Annotated in this window: 15 protein-coding genes; 8 read left to right on the top strand and 7 right to left on the bottom strand. The window is 72.1% G+C overall.

The features are described from left to right. Window positions 1-12 precede the first annotated feature (12 nt). The gene (locus tag IDM40_RS12365; protein WP_193122120.1) at window positions 13-3351 is read right to left on the bottom strand and encodes a DNA polymerase III subunit alpha; all 3339 of its coding nucleotides are present in this window, start codon (window positions 3349-3351) and stop codon (window positions 13-15) included. 315 nt (window positions 3352-3666) lie between these two features. Between IDM40_RS12365 and IDM40_RS12360 the strand changes: the two genes are divergently transcribed. The 3 genes from IDM40_RS12360 to IDM40_RS12350 all read left to right on the top strand — a co-directional run bounded on the left by IDM40_RS12360 (window position 3667) and on the right by IDM40_RS12350 (window position 6874). After that, entirely contained in the window at window positions 3667-4362 is a 696-nt protein-coding gene (locus IDM40_RS12360; protein ID WP_193122119.1) for a metal-dependent transcriptional regulator, read from the top strand. 188 nt (window positions 4363-4550) lie between these two features. Then, window positions 4551-5777 (top strand): MFS transporter, encoded by a 1227-nt coding sequence (locus tag IDM40_RS12355; protein WP_193122118.1) that lies wholly within the window; start codon window positions 4551-4553, stop codon window positions 5775-5777. Between the two features lie 245 nt (window positions 5778-6022). Beyond that, on the top strand, window positions 6023-6874 hold the full coding sequence (locus tag IDM40_RS12350; protein ID WP_328807005.1) for an alpha/beta fold hydrolase: 852 nt from the start codon (window positions 6023-6025) through the stop codon (window positions 6872-6874). Window positions 6875-6959: 85 nt separating this feature from the next. Here IDM40_RS12350 and IDM40_RS12345 read toward each other — a convergent pair whose 3' ends face one another. Continuing rightward, the gene (locus tag IDM40_RS12345) at window positions 6960-8333 is read right to left on the bottom strand and encodes a dicarboxylate/amino acid:cation symporter (protein WP_193122117.1); all 1374 of its coding nucleotides are present in this window, start codon (window positions 8331-8333) and stop codon (window positions 6960-6962) included. A gap of 331 nt (window positions 8334-8664) precedes the next feature. Here IDM40_RS12345 and IDM40_RS12340 point away from each other — a divergent pair, with 331 nt between their 5' ends. Further along, window positions 8665-9810: a baeRF2 domain-containing protein gene (locus IDM40_RS12340; protein ID WP_193122116.1), complete on the top strand. Its 1146-nt coding sequence runs from the start codon at window positions 8665-8667 to the stop codon at window positions 9808-9810. A gap of 88 nt (window positions 9811-9898) precedes the next feature. On the opposite strand, the gene IDM40_RS12335 is transcribed toward IDM40_RS12340, so the two are convergent. Next, on the bottom strand, window positions 9899-10852 hold the full coding sequence (locus IDM40_RS12335) for an exonuclease domain-containing protein (RefSeq protein ID WP_193122115.1): 954 nt from the start codon (window positions 10850-10852) through the stop codon (window positions 9899-9901). A gap of 95 nt (window positions 10853-10947) precedes the next feature. Further along, the gene (locus tag IDM40_RS12330; RefSeq protein WP_193122114.1) at window positions 10948-11850 is read right to left on the bottom strand and encodes an alpha/beta fold hydrolase; all 903 of its coding nucleotides are present in this window, start codon (window positions 11848-11850) and stop codon (window positions 10948-10950) included. Between the two features lie 171 nt (window positions 11851-12021). Between IDM40_RS12330 and IDM40_RS12325 the strand changes: the two genes are divergently transcribed. From IDM40_RS12325 to IDM40_RS12310, 4 genes are all read left to right on the top strand, one after another. After that, the gene (locus tag IDM40_RS12325) at window positions 12022-12948 is read left to right on the top strand and encodes a metal ABC transporter substrate-binding protein (protein ID WP_193122113.1); all 927 of its coding nucleotides are present in this window, start codon (window positions 12022-12024) and stop codon (window positions 12946-12948) included. Next, window positions 12945-13706 (top strand): metal ABC transporter ATP-binding protein, encoded by a 762-nt coding sequence (locus tag IDM40_RS12320; protein WP_193122112.1) that lies wholly within the window; start codon window positions 12945-12947, stop codon window positions 13704-13706. Before IDM40_RS12325 ends, IDM40_RS12320 begins: the two co-directional genes overlap by 4 nt. After that, entirely contained in the window at window positions 13694-14581 is an 888-nt protein-coding gene (locus tag IDM40_RS12315) for a metal ABC transporter permease (RefSeq protein WP_193122111.1), read from the top strand. Before IDM40_RS12320 ends, IDM40_RS12315 begins: the two co-directional genes overlap by 13 nt. Before the next feature lie 160 nt (window positions 14582-14741). Beyond that, window positions 14742-15485, top strand: coding sequence for a metallophosphoesterase (locus IDM40_RS12310; protein ID WP_193122110.1), 744 nt, complete (start codon window positions 14742-14744; stop codon window positions 15483-15485). A gap of 62 nt (window positions 15486-15547) precedes the next feature. On the opposite strand, the gene IDM40_RS12305 is transcribed toward IDM40_RS12310, so the two are convergent. Genes IDM40_RS12305 through IDM40_RS12295 form a run of 3 tightly spaced genes read right to left on the bottom strand, consistent with a single transcriptional unit; the run spans window position 15548 to window position 18248 of the window. Then, complete coding sequence (locus IDM40_RS12305; RefSeq protein WP_193122109.1) at window positions 15548-16363, bottom strand: thioesterase family protein; 816 nt, start codon at window positions 16361-16363, stop codon at window positions 15548-15550. A 47-nt stretch (window positions 16364-16410) separates the two neighbouring features. Continuing rightward, a complete protein-coding gene (locus IDM40_RS12300) occupies window positions 16411-17223 on the bottom strand; it encodes an SDR family oxidoreductase (RefSeq protein WP_193122108.1) in 813 nt (270 codons plus the stop codon). Window positions 17224-17261: 38 nt separating this feature from the next. After that, window positions 17262-18248 (bottom strand): GNAT family N-acetyltransferase, encoded by a 987-nt coding sequence (locus IDM40_RS12295; RefSeq protein WP_193122107.1) that lies wholly within the window; start codon window positions 18246-18248, stop codon window positions 17262-17264. Window positions 18249-18297: the final 49 nt, after the last annotated feature.

The raw sequence follows: 18297 nt of genomic DNA, 5'->3' as shown, positions 1-18297 counted from the left end.
CCCGACCCGGGCTCACCCGCCCGAACTGCCCGGGCTGGCGTGCCAGAGCCCGCGCGAGGGCACCGGGTCCGAACGCAGATCCGCATACGGCGAGACCGTCATCCCCGTCACGTACCGCACACGACCCCCGCCCACACCGGGCCCGCCAACACCCGGGGCCGCATGCACCGCCCCCGCCAACCCCGCACGTCCGCCCTCCTGCCAAGCCCGGCCCAGCTCCACCAGGTCCAGAGCGTGCGTGGCGGTGACCGTGGCCATCCCCGACCCCGCACGGCGCACCCGACCCCGCGCCACCAACAACCACGCACCGAAGACCGTGGCCGCGCACCGCTCCTGCACCGACTCGAAGAAGGTCAGATCCACCAGACCGGTGGCATCGTCCACGGTCGTGAAGATGATGCGCTGACCCGAACGCACCGCCGGGGTCTGGGTCGCCACCTTCACCCCCGCCACCAGCACCTGGCGGCCCGTCGGAACCAGGTGCAGATCGCGGGCGCGCACCAGCCCGTGGTCGGCGGCCAGCGCGGCCAACACCTCCGCGTGTCCCTGCAACAGGTGGCGTTCGACCTCATAACCCAGCACCTGCAACTCGGCCCCGGTACGCTCCTCGGCGCTCATCGGCGGCAGGTGCGCCTGCGGGGCCGACCCGGTCACCTCCAACGCCGACTGCCCCGCACCCACACGCGTGCGCCCGGCCCGATCCAACGCACTGACCTGCAACAACAACTCACGCCGGTGCACAGCCCCCGCCTGCTCACCGACCCCGTACAGCGCATCGAAGGCCCCCACCCGCACCAGGTTGTCCAACGCCTCACGCGACAGGCGCGCCCGCGCGGCCGCATCGGGCAGCGAGTGGAAGGGCCGCTCGGCCAGGACCCGCTCGACCTCCGCACCGCTCAAGGCCCGCACGTCCTCCAGGCAGGCCCGCACACCCCACACACCCGACTCGGTCAGCTCGACCCGCCACTGCTGCCCGGAACGGTTCACGTCCACCCCCAGCACCGCGACCCCGAAACGGCGGGCGTCGTCGACCACCGCCCGGCGCGGGTACATGCCCGGGTCGTGGGTGAGCACCCCCGCGTAGAAGGCGGCCGGATGGTGGCGCTTGAGCCAGGCCGACTGGTACGTGGGCAACGCGAACGCCGCGGCGTGGGCCTTGCAGAACCCGAACGAACCGAACGAGGACAGCACCCGCCAGACCTCCGCGACGGTGGCCTCGTCGTGCCCGCAGTCGGCAGCCATAGCGGTGAAGGCCTCGCGCACCTGTTCACGCCCCTCCTCGCTGCTCAGGGAGCGACGCATCGCCTCGGCCCGGTCCAGCCCGCACGCGGTCATGGTGTGCAGCACCTTCAACACCTGCTCGTGGAAGACCACCACCCCGCCGGTCTCGGCGAGCACCTGCGACAGGATCGGCGCCGGCGCCCGCGGCGGCGCCTTGCCGTCACGCGCGTCCAGGTAGGGGCCGATCATGTCGCTGCCCACCGGCCCGGGCCGGAACAGGGAGATGTCCACGATCAGGTCCTCCATGCCGGCCGGGCGCAGACGGCTGACCAGCTCGCGCTGGCCGGGCGATTCCACCTGGAAACAGCCCAGGGTGTTGGAGGAGGCCACCATCTCGTACACGTGCGGGTCCTGGGGCAGGTCCTCCAGGTCCGGGGCGCTGCCGGTGGTGCGTTCGATCTCCTCGCGGGCGGTGGCCATGGCCGACTGCATGCGCACCCCGATCACGTCCAGTTTGATCAGGCCCATCTCCTCCACGTCGTCCTTGTCGAAGGCGACCATGGGATAGCCCGCACGGCTGGGCAGCAGGGGCGTGCGCTCGGCCAGGGTCGAGTCGGAGACCACCAGCCCGCACGGGTGCATGGCCGTGTGCCGGGGGAGCCCGTCCAGGTGTTCGGCCAGCCGGAAGAGGGTGTGGGCGGTCTCGGCGCTGACCCCCGACCCGTCCAGCCCCCGCAACTCGGGCAGGTCCTGGGCGGCCGAACGGATCCGCCGCGCCCGCACGTGCGGGAAGGCCTTGGCCAGGCGGTCGATCTCGTGCGGGGGCACCCCCATGGCCGCACCCACGTCGCGGATGGCGCTGCGGGCCCGGTAGGTCTCCATCATCGACACACACGCGGTGTCGGGATAGGCCGCGAAGACCGCGTCGTAGGCCTCCAGACGGCGCGCCGACTCCACGTCCAGGTCCACGTCGGGCAGGCCCTTGCGGCTCAGCGTCAGGAACCGTTCCATGAGCAGCCCGTGGTCGAGGGGGTTGACCGCCGAGATGCCCAGCAGGTGGTTGACCAGGCTGCCGGTGCCCGAACCCCGGATGGAGCAGCGGATGCCCTTGTCGCGGATACGGTCGGCGGCCTCGGCCACGGTCAGGAAGTAGGCCGACAGCCCCTTGTGCTCGATGATGCCCAGCTCCTCGGCGAGCCGGTGGCGCGCCTGCTCGTCCCGATCCAGACCCAACCGGTCCAGGCCCTCCTCACAGGAGCGCCACAGACGCTCGCGCGGGCCCGAGAAGCGCGGCAGATGGGTGCGGTCCATACCCAGGTCGGCGTCGGGGTCCAGGGCACAGGAGGCGGCCAGGGCGTTGGTGTGGGCGATCAGCCGCCGCGCGGCGGCCGGATCCTGCACCAGGCGCTGGGCCACCTCCAGCATGGCGGCGCCGCCCTTGAGGTGGGCCTGGGCGGTGGCCGGGCCGGGCGGGGTGCCCCCGGGCAGCCAGCGGCGGGCCTGGTCGAGCACGTGGGCGACCTCGGCGCCCTCCTGGGCGGGGTAGCGCACGGCGTTGGTGAGCACGGCCATGGTGCGGGTGCGTTCGGCCAGGGCCAGCAGGGAGCGGGCCGTGGAGCGCTGCCCGGGCAGGTAGTGGTCCACGGCCTCCAACACGGTCTCGGTGCGTGCGTGCCAGCGCTCCAACAGGCGCTGGGCCTGACCGGGGCGGCCCGCGGCCAGGGCCAGACCCACGTCGGAGCCGGGGCCCAGCAGGGCGACCACGTCCTGGGCCTGCTCCAGCTCCTGCAGCGGCAGGGCCGGGGGCTCGTGCTCGTGGGCGCGGGTGATGAGCCGGCACAGCCACGCCCAGCCCCTGCGCCCGCGCGCCAGCAGCAGCACCCGTCCGCCCTCGGGCGCGGCCACGGCCAGGTCACAGCCCAGGACCGGGCGCACCCCGGCCCTCTGGCAGGCGCGCACGTGTTTGACCGCGCCCGAGACGCTGTCGCGGTCGGTCAGGGCCAGCAGGCCCTGGCCGAGCTCGGCGGCCCGCTGCACCAGCGCCTCGGGATCGGCGGTGCCGTAGCGCGGCGAGGCCGAGGAGGCCACGTTCAGATGCACGAAGTCCACGTGTGCGTTCGAACGCGCCATGGTCCGCCCCTTCCCCTGGTGTGCCGGTTTCGGCACGGGCGAGGCCCGTGGGGAAGGAGTGCCGAAATAGAACTTATGTTCGAATCATACCGCAGTTCGCACACCGGGCAACGCCACGACCTGCACCGACCCCACAACCCCTGCGCCACAAGGGCGATCCGTTCGAACACCACCGCAGCGACCACAACCCCCACCGGCCCACCGGGCACACGCATCCGCGGGGGAGTCCACACGCGACAGGGCGGGGCGGCGGCCGTCCACAGCCCCCGAGCACGAGATGGCCGCCCCCACGGCGTTCACGGTACGGTTACGGCCATGGACAACGCACCGACACGACCGTCCACGTCGGTCGAGGACTACGTGAAGGTCATCTACGACCTCCAGGAGAGGGGCACCGGCCCGGTGACCATCTCCGGCATGGCCGAACGGCTGTCGGTGTCCAACTCCTCGGTCTCGGGGATGCTGCGCAAACTCAACGAACTCGGCCTGGTCCAACACCAGCGCTACGGCGCCGTCAGCCTCACCGAGGCCGGGACCAAGGCCGCCCTGTCGGTCCTGCGCCGCCACCGCCTGCTCGAGACCTACCTGGTCGCCGAACTCGGCTACTCCTGGGACGAGGTCCACGACGAGGCCGAGATCCTCGAACACGTGGTCTCCGACAAGTTCGTCGACCGCATCGCCGCCCACCTGGGCGAACCCGTCGTCGACCCGCACGGGGACCCCATCCCCACCCGCGAGGGCGACATCGTCCAGCGCGAGTCCCTGCTGCTCTCCGAGGCCGACGAAGGCACCGCCGGAACCATCGTGCGCGTCAACGACACCGACCCCGACCTGCTGCGCTACCTCGCCGAGGTCGACATCGGCATCGGCATGCACGTGCGGGTCCAACGCCACCAGGCCTTCGCCGGCTCCATGGAGATCACCGTGCACACCTCCCAGGACGGCGAACGCCACCAAGCCCTGGGGCTCGTGGCCGCCGAAGCCCTGTGGATCAGCCCGCACAACCACTGACCAGCAGGGGAGCGGTAGTCGTCGCGTAAAAGCCGTCGCGCCCTGCCCGCACCCTCTGGCATCCTGGAACCATGGACCAACGACACCGCTAGAGCCGCATCCGAGGTCGGTCGACCCCGCAGGCACGAGGGCCTCCCACCGGGAGCCCACACCGCCGCCCACGACCGGAGCCGACCCGAAAGACCTCGATGACCACCCATGCCCGGCGCGCCCACCACGCGCGCCTGCCACGCCTGACCAGGCCCCTGTACGCCTACGCCGTGTGCCAGGAGTTCGTGCTCCTGTACCCGGTCTACGCGCTGCTGTTCGAACGCAGCGGCCTGTCGGTGTCCCAGATCAGCTCCCTGTTCGTGATCTGGTCCCTGACCGCGGTCGTGCTCGCCGTGCCCTGCGGGGCCCTGGCCGACCTCGTCCCGCGCCGCCACCTGCTCGCCCTGGCCCCGCTGCTGACCGGCACCGGCTTCGCCCTGTGGCTGCTGGCGCCCTCCTACCCGGCCTTCGCCGCCGGGTTCGTGCTCTGGGGCGCCGGCGGTGCCCTGGCCTCCGGGGCACTGGAGGCCCTGGTCCACACCGAACTGGACCACCGCGGCGCCGCCGACCACTACGCCCGCGTCATGGGCATCACCCGCGCCCTGGGCGTGGCCTCGGTCGGGGCCGCCGCCCTGCTGGCCGTACCCGCCATGGCCCTGGGCGGCTACACGGCCGTGGGCACCGCCAGCATCGCCGTGTGCCTGCTCGGCGCCCTGGCCGGCCTGGCCCTGCCCGAACACCGCACCACCACACCCGCCCACACCCACGACGAGCCCGAACCCGGCTACGCCGCCACCCTGCGCTCGGGCCTGCACGAGGCCCGCACCAGCCGCCCGGTACGCCACGCCCTGATCCTGCTCGTGGTGGCCACCGCCTTCTGGGAATCCCTGGAGGAGTACATCCCCCTGCTGGCCTCCGACGCCGGCGTGCCCGCCGCACAGGTCCCGGCCGTGCTGCTCGTGGTCTGGGCCTTCGTCACCACCGGAGGCCTGCTGGCCGCACGCGCGGCCCTGTGGCCCCGACCCGTCCTGGGCCTGGCCCTGCTCACAGCGACCCTGGCCGCGGCCGCCGGCGCCCACCTGGGCACCTGGGCCGGATGGGTGCTGCTGGGCGCCGGCTTCGCCCTCTACCAGATGCTGGCCGTGGTGGCCGACGCCCGCCTGCAACAGACCATCACCGGCCGCGCCCGCGCCACCGTCACCTCACTGGCGGGCCTGGGCACCGAAGCGGTCGCCATCGCCGTCTTCGCCACCTACGCCGGACTGAGCACCGGCCTGGGCCACCCGGCCGTGTTCACCCTGTTCGTGCTGCCCTACGCGCTGATCGGCGTGATCATGGCGGCCCCGCACCGGCACCCGCGCGGGCACACACCACGGAGCCGTTAGAACCGAACCGCCCTCGAACGCGTCTTCCCCAGGGACCGGGCCCGTGCGGGAGCCCGGCCGGGCCCCGACACAGGGGCCCGGGCGCACACCGCCTCCCGAGGACGGCGGGAGACGGTCCACGGGCCGCAGGCACCCCGACGGGGGCACGCCTGCGGCCCGGCCGCGCACCGCGCCCACCAGGCACACCGTGCCCCGCCCCGGGGCGCAATCCTGAAGGACGACGCCCCCCACTAGCATCAGAGGCCGTGGCACCTACGACGCACCCCCGCCAACCGGGACCAGAACCGCGCACCGCCGCCGTGCGCGACATCGACGTGCGCTATGCCGACCACGGCAGCGGCCACCCCGTCCTGCTGCTGCACGGCCACCCCTTCGACCACACCCTCTGGCACCCCCAGATCCACACCCTGGCCGACCACGGATTCCGCGCCATCGCCCCCGACCTGCGCGGCTACGGCCACAGCACCGTCGTGGAAGGCACCACCTGCCTGGACACCTTCGCCCGCGACCTGTGCGCCCTGCTCGACCACCTGCAGATCCCCGCCACCAGCGTCGTGGGCACCTCCATGGGCGGACAGATCGCCCTGGAGCTCTACCGCCTCTTCCCCGACCGCATCGACTCCCTGACCCTGGTGGCCACCGACCCGCGCCCGGAGAGCCCCCAGGGCCACCAGCGCCGCCACGAACTGGCCGACCGCCTGGCGCGCGAAGGCATGCAGGGCTACGCCGACGAGATGATCGTGGGCATGATGAGCGCCGACAACGTGCGCACCATGGCCCACACCGCCGCCCGCGTGCACACCATGATGTGCCAGGCCCCGCCCCAAGGCGCCGCGGCCGCCCTGCGCGGCCGGGCCCGGCGCCCCGACCACCTGGGCCTGCTGCGCCACATCAGCGCACCCGCCCTGCTCGTGGTCGGCGACCAGGACGCCTTCACCCCGCCCGACCTGACCGAGGCCATGCACCTCAAGATCGCCGACTCGGTCGTGGCCCGCATCGACGGGGCCGGGCACACCCCCAACCTCGAACGCCCCGAGGCCTTCGACCGGGCCCTGCTGTCCTTCCTGGAACGCGTGCGCGCCGACCTGCGCCCCTGAACACCCCGCGCACAAAAAGGCCGCCGCCCTTCCCACCCCGGTCCAGGGCGAAAAGGGCGGCGGCCCCATGGGAACAGACGGTAGGTCAGGGATCCTCGCGCGAGGGCCCCGGCTCACCGGCCCCCGGGTCGGTGCCGGCCGGGGGAGAGGAGACCCGTTGCCGCTCGGGATCCTCCTCGTCCTCCTCACCGGGCGCGCGCAGCATCCCCTTCTCCGTGGAGGCGACGATGCGCGTACCCACCAGGTCACCGGTCACGTTGCACATGGTGCGGGCCATGTCCAGCAGCGCGTCGATACCGGCCACCAGAGCCACCGGGGCCATGGGCAGGCCCACCGACTGGGTGGCCATCGTCAGCATGACCAGGCCGGCCCCGGGCACACCCGCGGTCCCGACGGAGGCCAGAACACCCACCAGCACCACGGTCGCCAGCTGGCCCAGGGTCAGGGTCTCCCCGGCGACGTTGGCCACGAACACCGTGGCCGCACCCACGTAGATCGCGGTGCCGTCCATGTTGATGGTCGCGCCCAGGGGCAGGCTGAAGCCGTACACACCCTCGCGCACACCCATGCGCTTGGCCGCGGCCGTGGACACCGGCAGGGTGCCGTTGCTGGAACGGGTGACGAACGCGGTCACCATGGGGTCCTTGGCCGCGGCGAAGAACGCACCCAGCGGGGTACGGAAGATCAGCAACATCACGGCGTAGACCACGATCATCAGGATGATCGCGCCGTAGACCACGGCCGTCAGCTGCAGCAGCGGCCCGATCGCCTCGGCCCCGGTGTCGGCCAGCACCACCGCGATCAGGGAGAACACACCCACCGGCGCGTACTCCAGAACCCCGCGCACCACACGAAAGACCAGGTCGGCGGCGGCGTCGGTGCCCTTGCGCAGGAACATCCCCAGGTCCTGGGCGCGCTCGTCGTCGCTGTTCATCATGTAGGTCAGCGCCAGGCCGAAGACCAGCGCCATGAACATGACGGCGAGCACGTTGCCCTCGACCAGGGCCTCGAACGGGTTGGCGGGCACGATGCCCACCAGCGTCTCGACCACCGAGGGCACCTCGGCCGTCTCGTCGGCCTCACCGGGCATCTGCAGCCCCGAGCCGGGGGAGACCGCCAGCGCCAGGGCCAGACCCACGGCGATGGCGAAGGCCGAGGTGATCAGGTAGAACAGGAAGATCTTGCCGCCGATGCGCCCCAGACGTTGCGGGGAGATCGAGGTCACCCCCACGATCAGCGTGGTGATGATCAGCGGGAAGATCAGCATCTGCAGCAGGCTCAGGAAGATCTCGCCGAGCGGCTCCAGCACGGGCAGGGCCCGCTCCTGGACACCGGCGGCGTTGATCGCCAGCCCCGCCACGATGCCCAACACCAGGGCGACGGCCATCTTCCAGATGAGGGGGATGTCGAGGTAGCGGCGCAGCAGCGAGGGTGGTGCTGCTGGGGGTTCGGTGGACATCGGTGTCCTTCGTCGTTTCGGGTCGTTTCTTGTGGAACGCAATGAGGACCACCGAAACTGGTGGTTTCCGGTCATCCGCCCACAGCCAATACCCCCGTGGCCTCCAAGAGAACCACGACAGGCACTCCGTCACCACTTCGATACACACACCCGCCCCCGCGCGCGCCCACACACGCGGCGGCCCAGGTCAGTCGGGGGCAAATCCTTGGACAAGGAGCGCGCTCACCTCGACCACACCTATGTCCAGATCGCACCCTGTGTCCGAGGATGTCCGTAGGCCGACCCCAAGAAGGAGGTGGGCGGGGCGGGGGAACACACGCCCTGCGCGCACATGGACCTGGGTTTTCTGCGACCGCTCTACAGCACCGACGCCCCCGTGGCCTCGGTACACCTGGACACCAGCCGCCAGAGCACCGACGCCGACAAGGAGATCGAGCTGCGCTGGCGCCACCTGCGCCAACACCTGGCCGAGCTGGGCACCGACCGCGCCACCCTCGACGTGCTGGAAGAGGCCGTGGGCGACGGCTCCTCACGCTCCTACGGCCACCACGGCCAGTCCCTGTTCGCCTCCCGGGGCGAACTCCTGGGCGAGCACACCCTGGCCATCCCGCCACAGAGCGACCGCGCCACCTGGATGCCCGTCCCCGACCCGCTACCGCTGGTCGTGGACCGCGGACGCCACATCCCCTACGTCCTGGTGGCCCTGGACCGGGTCAACGCCAAGGTCGTGGGCTACACCGACCGGCCCACCGAACGCCCCGTCCTGGAAGAGGACTCCCAGGGCGAGACCATGCACAACATCGACGGCCTGGGCGGACGCGGAGGCCCCGGCCAGCGCGGCGGACTGGGCGGACGCGGCAACGCCAAACACGCCGCCCAGGAGATGTGGCGCGAGAACACCGCCAAGGTCGCCGAACACGTGCGCGAGGCCGTACGCGCGGTCGACGCCAAGATCATCCTGGTCGGGGGCGACGAAGAAGCCATCGCCTACCTGCGCGACAACCTGGGCCCGCGCCAACTGACCACACCCATCCGCCACATCCCGGGCGGGCGCGGGGGACCCGACGCCCAGGCCCGCCTGCACGAGGCCGCCGAGCAGGCCCTGAGCGACTTCATCATCGGCGAGCACGACGCAGCGCTCGAGGACTACCAGCAAAAACTCGCCCACGACCAGGCGGTCAAGGGCACCGACGAGGCCGTGCACATGCTCACCGAGGCGCGGGTACAGACCCTGTTCCTGGGCGCCGAACGCCAGGGCGAGAGCGAGCTGCACGCGAGCCTGCACCAGCCCATCCTGGTGGCCAAGGACCCCGCCGACCTGGGCCAGCCCGAACCGGAGGTCTTCCGAGCCCCGGCCAGCGCCCTGATGCTGCGCTCGGCGGTGGCCTCGCACGCGTCCTTCACCGAACTGCTCGACCACGGCCAGACCAGCGCCGACAACGGGGCGATCCTGCGCTTTGCCAACAACAACCACTGATCACCCGCAGCACGACGAAGGGGCGCCTCCCGTCCGGGGGGCGCCCCTTTTCGCGTGCGCGCGGGCAGGGGCCGGTGCGCGCCGCGGCTCAGGTGTCGTCCAGGCCCAGCAGGGACAGGAAGGCGGCCTCGTCCACGATACGGATCCGCTGCCCCTTGGCGGCGTAGTCCTCGGCCTGGCGGTGCTTGGAACTCTTACCGCCGTGGTCGCTGCCCCCGGCCACCAGCACACCGGTCTTCTTGGTCACGTTCTTGGCCGGGTGCCCGCCGGCCTCGGCCACACGCTTCCACGCCTCGGTCTTGTCCATGGCCCGCAGGTCACCGGAGATACAGACCACCTGCCCGAACAGGGGCCCGTCCGGGTCGGCGTCGGGGGAGGCCTGCGGCAGGGGGCTGCGCGCCTGGCGCTGCCACCGGCTGAACCGGTCCTCCCCGCCACCGCCGCGCACCGCGGGCGCGGGCGCCGGCGCTCCGGCGGGCAGGTGGGCCAACGGCAGACCCGAGGCCCCCGACAACTCCAGCAGCGAGGTCGTGCCGTGGTGCTCCATCGCGGCCAACAGCACACGGGCGGCGGCCTCGGCGTCGGCATCGGCACGGTGGTGGGCGCTCAAGGTGTGGCCGATGTGGGCACACACCGTGGGCAGCTTGTGGTCGGCCAGATCGGCCCAGGTACGCCGCGACAATGCGAGCGTGCACGCGTAGTCCCACTCGGGGTGGGCCATACCGCTGTGCGCGCACGCCTGGCGCAGCACCCCCACGTCGAAGGCGGCGTTGTGGGCCACCAGCGGCGAACCGTCGGCGAAGGCGACGATGTCGGCGTGCACCCGCTCCCACCCCGGGGCCTCGGCCACGTCCTGGGCGGTGATGCCGTGCACGGCGGTGTTGTGGAAACTGAAGAAGTCCACCGCCCGGGGCGGGCGGATCAGGGTGCTGTACCGCTCCACCACCCGCCCGCCGCTGACCCGGACCAGACCGACGGCGCAGGCGCTGCCGCGGTCGTTGTTGGCGGTCTCGAAGTCGATCGCGGTCCAGGTGTCGAGCACCGCATACCTCCTGCGACAAGGGCCAGAACGAACCACGAGGCTACCGCCCCCGGGCCGCCCGCGGAGCCGGATCCGGGCCACAGGTGGCCCTCGCCTCACACCGGGCTCTCACCGCGACTGCCCGGGCCGGCCTCGGGCACCCCCTCGGTCAGGAACTCGCGCACCAACCGGTTGACCAGACCGGGGGACTGGCGGTTGGGCCAGTGCCCGTTGCCGCGCAGCATACGCAGGCGCGCGCCCGGGACCCGGCGCATCGCCGCGATGGTGGCCCGCGGCGGCACCGCCACATCGTGCTCACCCTGCAGGAACAGGGTGGGCGCCTTGATGTGCTCCAGCTGCGGGCGCAGGTCCACCTGCAGCCCCCACGCGTTCACCGAGGTGTTCTGCCAGTCGGAGGAGCCAGCACCGTTCTGGGCGGCCTCCTCGAAGATCTCCTCCACCACCTCGTCGAAGTCGGCGACCGGCCCGGCGAACAGGCCCCGGCGGGCCATGGCGGCCACCCGGGAGCGGTCGCGCGCCAGCAGGGTGGGCAGCGTGGTGTTGAGCAGGCGGCTGCGCGCGCTCACCCACAGCAGCTGGTGCACCCCCGGTGGGTAGGCGGTGATCGCGCCCGGGGCGAGGGCCACCACCCGCTCCACCCGCTCGGGGCGTGCGGCGGCCTGGGCCAGGGCCACCGCCCCGCCCTGGGACAGGCCCACCAGGTGGGCGCGTTCGATGTCGAAATGATCCATGACCGCCTGCAGGGCCTCGACCAGGCACGCGTGGTCGGCCACCCCGTTCCAGGGGCGGCTGCGGCCCTGTTTGGGCCAGTCGGGGGCCACCACCCGGTGGTCGGTGGCCAGGTCCGGCATCAGGTGGCGCCAGCTGAGCAGCGCGTTGTCCAGGCCACCGCCGCTGAGCAGCACGACCGGGGTGCCCCGGTCTCCGGCGGTCAGGACGCTCAGCGGGCCCTCGGGCAGCTCCAGCGTGGTGCGCTGGAGGGGGTCGGTGGTCGTCATGGCCCAAGAGTGTAGGGCCCCCGGCCCCGGCGCCAGGGGCACCACGCGCACCCGGTTCCGGCCTCGCCCGCGGAGTGCCCACCGGGGCCGGGGCAAGCACCGACGCTGTGCTGTTCGTCCAGGTTGTGGTAAAAAGTTAGGCGTGCCGAACTTTGGAGATTGGGGCGCTTGATGAACAGGACCGCACCGGTCACCGCCACCGCAGCGGCCGCCCTCACCCTCACCCTGGCCGCCTGCACCACCAGCGGCGCCACCGACGACGGCGACGAGCGCCCCCTGGTCCTGACCACCTTCACCGTCCTGGCCGACATGGCCCAGAACGTGGCCGGCGAGCGCCTCGAAGTGACCTCCCTGACCCGCCCCGGCGCCGAGATCCACGGCTACGAACCCACCCCCGACGACCTCGTGCGCGGCTCCGAGGCCGACCTCGTCCTGGAGAACGGCCTGGGACTGGAAGCCTGGTTCGACCAGTTCACCGACCAGATCGACGCCCCCACCCGCACCCTGACCGAGGGCATCGACACCATCCCCGTCACCTCCGGCGAGTACGAGGGCGAACCCAACCCCCACGCCTGGATGTCACCCGACAACGGCCGCACCTACGTCGACAACATCCGCGACGCCCTCACCGAACTCGACCCCGACGGCGCACAGACCTACGCCGACAACGCCGAGGACTACAAAGGCGACCTCGACCAGGTCGCCACCGACCTCGACCAGGCCCTGGAAGCCGTCCCCGAACGCTCCCGCGCCCTGGTCACCTGCGAAGGCGCCTTCTCCTACCTGGCCCGCGACGCCGACCTGGCCGAGGCCTACCTGTGGCCCGTCAACGCCGAGAACGAAGGCACACCCCAACAGATCGCCGACGTCGTCGACTTCGTCGAAGACAACGACGTACCCACCGTCTTCTGCGAGAGCACCGTCAACGACAGCTCCCAACAGGCCGTGGCCCGCGAGAGCGGCGCCGAACTGGGCCAGACCCTCTACGTCGACTCCCTCTCCCAGGCCGACGGACCCGTACCCACCTACCTCGACCTGCTGCGCCACGACGCCGAGGCCATCGCCGAAGGCCTCACACAGGGGGAGGACCGCCAGTGAACACCGGCCAGGACACCGCCGCCATCGAAGTCACCGGCACCACCGTCCACTACGGCGAGGTCCTGGCCCTGGACCACGTCGACCTGGACGTGCCCCCAGGACTCATCTGCGGCCTGCTCGGCACCAACGGCTCCGGCAAATCCACCCTGTTCAAGACCGTCCTGGGCCTGGTCCGCCCCGACCACGGCCGCGTACGCATCATGGGCCGCACCCACACCGCCGCCCGCCGCGCCGGACTGCTCGCCTACGTCCCCCAGTCCGAACAGGTCGACTGGGCCTTCCCCGTACGCGTACGCGACGTGGTCATGATGGGCCGCTACGGCCACATGGGAACCCGGCGCCGCCCCCGCCCCACCGACCGCGAGGCCGTCGACCAGGCCCTGCACCGCACCGGCCTGACCGACCTGGCCGACCGCCAGATCGGCGCCCTGTCCGGCGGCCAACGCAAACGCGCCTTCCTCGCCCGCGCCCTGGCCCAACAGGCCCAGGTCCTGCTCCTGGACGAACCCTTCGCCGGCGTGGACAAACACTCCGAATCCACCATCATCGAACTGCTGCGCACCCTGCGCGAACAGGGCCACACGCTGCTCGTGTCCACCCACGACCTGGCCCAGGTCCCCGCCCTGTGCGACCGCGCCGTCCTGCTCCAACGCCGCGTCGTGGCCCGCGGCACCCCCGATCAGGTCCTGCGCCCCGAACTGCTCATGGAGGCCTTCGGCGTCCACACACCCGAGGAAGGCCCGGTATGGATGCCCTGACCGCCCTGGTCGACTTCTTCGCCGTACCCCTGCAGTTCGCCTTCGTCCAACGCGCCCTGCTCGTGGCCGTGGTCGCGGGCGTGGTCTGCGCCGTCCTGTCCTGCTGGATGACCCTCATGGGCTGGTCCCTGATGGGCGACGCCGTCTCCCACGCCGTCCTGCCCGGCGTCGTGCTCTCGGCCATGTTCGGGCTGCCCTTCGCCCTGGGAGCCTTGGTCTTCGGCGCCGGCTCGGTCGCCCTCATCGGCGCCGTCAACCGCACCTCACGCGTGAAGGAGGACGCCGTCATCGGCGTGGTCTTCACCGCCATGTTCGCCCTGGGCCTGGTCCTGATCTCACGCGTACCCAGCCAGACTGACCTGGGCCACATCCTCTTCGGCAACGTCCTGGGCGTCACCGACACCGACATCGTCCAGATCCTGGCCCTGGCCGCGCTCGTGCTGACCGTGGTCTGGTACAAACACCGCGACCTGACCCTCTACGCCTTCGACCGTGTCCACGCCCACGCCATCGGCCTCAACCCCCGCCGGCTGGAAACCCTCCTGCTGGGCCTGCTCGCCGTGACCGTCGTGGTGGCCCTGCAAGCGGTCGGCATCATCCTGGTCGTGGCCATGGTCATCATCCCCGGCGCCACCGCCTACCTGCTCACCGACCGCTTCGAACGCATGCTCGCCATCGCCACCGCCGTGGCCGTGACCGCCGCCGTCCTGGGCGTGTTCACCAGCTTCCACCTCAACATCTCCACCGGCGGATCCATCGTCCTGGCCCAGGCCGGCGCCTTCACCCTGGCCTACCTGTTCTCACCCCGCCACGGACTCCTGGGCCGGCGACGCACACGCCGGCGCACACGCACCCGCAACCCCGCCCACACCTGACCGGGGCGGGCACGCCCACCCCGCCCCTCGTCCCTGCTCAGAGCCGCAACGAGCCCCTCCAACACCGGTTGCCCGCCCACGGGGCGCGCACTAGCGTTCTCACGAAAAAAGCGTCGAACCGTGAGAAGACCGGCCCGGCCCGCCGGTGGAGGGACCCCCGTTGACACTTCTGCTCGCCCACATCAGTGACCTGCACCTGGACGGCAGCGAACGCGCCACCGAACGCGCCACCCGCACCCTGGACCACCTCACCCGCCTACACCGCCGCCCCGACGCCCTGCTGGTCACCGGCGACCTCGCCCACACCGGCGCCGAGGACGAATACCACCGCGCCGCCCAACTCCTGGACGTGCCCTTCCCCGTCCTGACCTGCCCGGGCAACCACGACGACCGCGCCGCCCTGCGCCGCCACCTGCTGGGCCGCGCCCCCTCCCGAGAACCCCTCAACCAGCTCCACCACGTCCACGGCACCGCCGTCCTGGTGTGCGACTCCACCGTCCCCGGCCACGACGGCGGACACCTGGAACCGGCCACCCTGATGTGGATCAACCAGACCCTGGAATCCCTGGAAGGCGACACCCCCGCCCTGCTGGCCTTCCACCACCCGCCCGCGCGCGTGCACCACCCCCTCTCCGACCGCGTGCGCCTGGACAACGCCCAGGACCTGGCCGCACTCCTGCGCGCCCACCCCCGCGTGGCCGGCATCCTGGTCGGCCACGCCCACACCGCCGGCGTCACCACCTTCGCCGGACTGCCCCTGCTGCTGGCCCCCGCCCTGATCCGCAGCGCACCCATGCCCTGGGACAGCGAACACACCGCCGCCATGGACCAACCCCCGGGCGTGGCCTTCCACCTGCTCGACCAGGACCACCGCCTGACCACCCACTTCCGCGCCGTGGTCTGAACACCACACAAAAAAAGGGGGCCCGCGCCGCACCACGGCGGCCGGGCCCCACACAGGGCGGCTCAGAGCAGCATCGCGAGCTGGCGGGCCTGGGCCACCAGCGTGCCCCGGGCATCCCACAGCTCCACGTCCTCCTCGTGCAGCCCGCCGGCCACGTGCTTGGTGAAGACCCGGCAGGCCAGCCACCCCGGCGCCGGGCGGGCGCGCACGTGCACGCTCAGCTCCACCGTCACCGTCTGGAACTCACCGATCTCCAGCACCGCCGGGGGAGCGAAGTCCACCATCGAGACCAGCGCACGCGTGTCGGCCGCGCGCCCGTCGGCGAAGCGCATCCAGAACTCGGAGTGGGGCCGGCCGTCGGTGCGCCCGTCCAGCCACCCCGGCCGGGAGGGGTAGCGGTACTGCACGCTGGCGGCGATGGAGGTCCCCTGGGCGGTCCCGTCGAACTCGGCGGGCACCAGGCACTGCTCGGGGTCGGGAAGGTCGGGCGGCTCCTCCAGGCTGAGCTCGCGCGCCGAGGGGTCCGGGGCCAGGTCGCCGTAGGTGGCGCCCACCCGCACGACCTGCTTGCCGCCCTGTTCCAGCACGGCCTGGCCCGTCGCGGTACGCCGCCCCTCGCGCACCACCTCGGTGGACACGGTGGCCGGGCCGGGCGCGGCCGGGCGCAGGAAGAACGCGGACACGGCCAGGGGATCGGGCTGGGACAGGCACTGGCCCAGCCCCTGCAGCGCCGCCCCCAGGACGTAACCGCCGTTGGGGTGGGTGGTGAAGGTGGTCCAGGCGTCGGTGAGGGTGGCGGTGAACTCGCCGTCCTCGCGCTTGTCCACGGCGGTGTCGCGGTCGAAACGGGAGGTTCCAGCGGTGGGGTCGAGGCTCATACCCCGATGTTACCGGCCAGTAGGAAGCGTGGTGTGCCCGACCTTCCTCACACCCGCCAGGCCGGGGCCGCCTCCACCACAAAATCCGCAAAATCCACCGCCGCGCGCCCGGTCACCTGCTCCACCACACCCGAAGGAACCGCATCACCGCGCTCCACCAACCCCGCGAACGAGGCCAGCATGCGATCGATCTGCTCACCGTCCACACCCGCCCGCGAGAGCACCCGCACAAAATCCTTCGCCCCACCCTCGAACCGCACCTCGAACCCCGCCTGCTCGGACACCAACGCCACCGCCTCGGCAAAAGACAGCGCCCGCGGCCCCGTCACCCGCAACGTGCGCCCCACCAACCCCTCCCCGGTCAGAGCCGCCGCGGCCACCGCCGCGATGTCGCCCGCGTGCACGAACGCCTGGCGCACCCCTTCCACCGGCACCACCACCGCACCAGCACGCACCTGCTCCAACAGCACACCTTCGTCGAAGTTCTGATCGAACCAGTCCGGCCGCAACACCGTCCACTCGGGCACCAACGAACGCACCGCCTCCTCCGCGGCCAACAGGCGCTCATCACCCATCTGCTCGAGGGCATCACTGGACAGCAGCACCACCCGCTCCACACCCAGCTCCACGGCCCGCTCCAGGAACGCTGGATCCACCCACACCCCGTCGGGCGCCATCACATAAGCCGCACGCGCCCCGTCCACCGCCTGCTCCCACGTGGCCGGATCGGCCCAGTCGAAGCGCACCCGCGCCGACCGCGCCACCGACCGCACCGCACACCCGGCCCCCGTCAACGCCGCGCACACACGCCGCCCCGTCGAACCACTACCGCCCACCACCAGAACCGGTCGCTCGTCCATGGCCCCCACCTACCCGCCCCGCCCGGCCCGGTACCGGCTCACCCGCGGCGCAGATCCTCCTCCACCAACAACCGCTCACCCACCCGCACATACCCCAGCGAACGGTTCAACGCCACCATCGCCGTATGAGGCGGCTCCACCATCACCGACAACACCCGCACGTGCGGGAAATACTCGTGGATACGCAGAGCCTGAGCCGCCTTGGCCCGGATCGCCAACCCCTTGCGCCGATGCGCCGGCAACACCGCCGTGTCGTGCTGCAACGCCACCTGCGACCGGCTCACCGTGCTGGCCGTGGCCGCCACCACCTCATCAGAGGTCCGGTCCAGCACCGCACCCACCACCAGACGCGCCCCGTCCTCGGTGATGCGCCGCTCCCAGGCCCGCACCTGCTGCGCACCCCACACACCGCCCCCGCGCAACCCCGCACCCGGAGCCTCCAACAAGTGCCCCATCACCCGCCCGAACGAGGCCGCCAACGCATCAGGGGCCGGGCCCACCCAGTGCGCGGGCCGATACCCCGGACGCGGCGAGGACGCCAACGACCGGCACCGCGCCAACGTGGGCTCGTCCAAGACCTGCTGGTGCAGCTCCAGCGCCAGCACCGTGCGCAACCACGGGCTCGTACGCGCGAAATCCTCACCCTGCGGCCCGGCCACCACCGTGCTCTGGGTACGCTCCATCCCCTCGGACCGGGCCCGCTCCAACGCCGCCGCCCGCAACCGCATCCCCAACCCCTGACGGCGCGCCCCCGGCTCCACGTACAACCGCAACGCACCCACCGACGCATCGAAGGGCTGACGACGCAACTCACCCACACCCACCACCGCACCGCCCGACCCCGTGCACGCCGCCCACCGCCACACCTGAGGCGAACCCGAACCGCGCACCCGCTCGGCCACCTCACCCGCCGAGAGCCCGCCCCCGGCCACCTCCGCCTCACCGCCGGCATACACACGCGCCCACTGCGCCCGCTCCTGCTCACCGGCCCCCGCACCGTCCCACTCCCACACCCGCGCACACATGCGCACACCGTCCCACACGCCCCCACGCCTGTCTGCGCCCCGAACACAC

Origin of the sequence: Nocardiopsis coralli, from assembly GCF_014892575.1 — a bacterium.
GTDB lineage: Bacteria > Actinomycetota > Actinomycetes > Streptosporangiales > Streptosporangiaceae > Nocardiopsis > Nocardiopsis coralli.
This window is presented reverse-complemented; position numbering and strand designations above follow the sequence as displayed.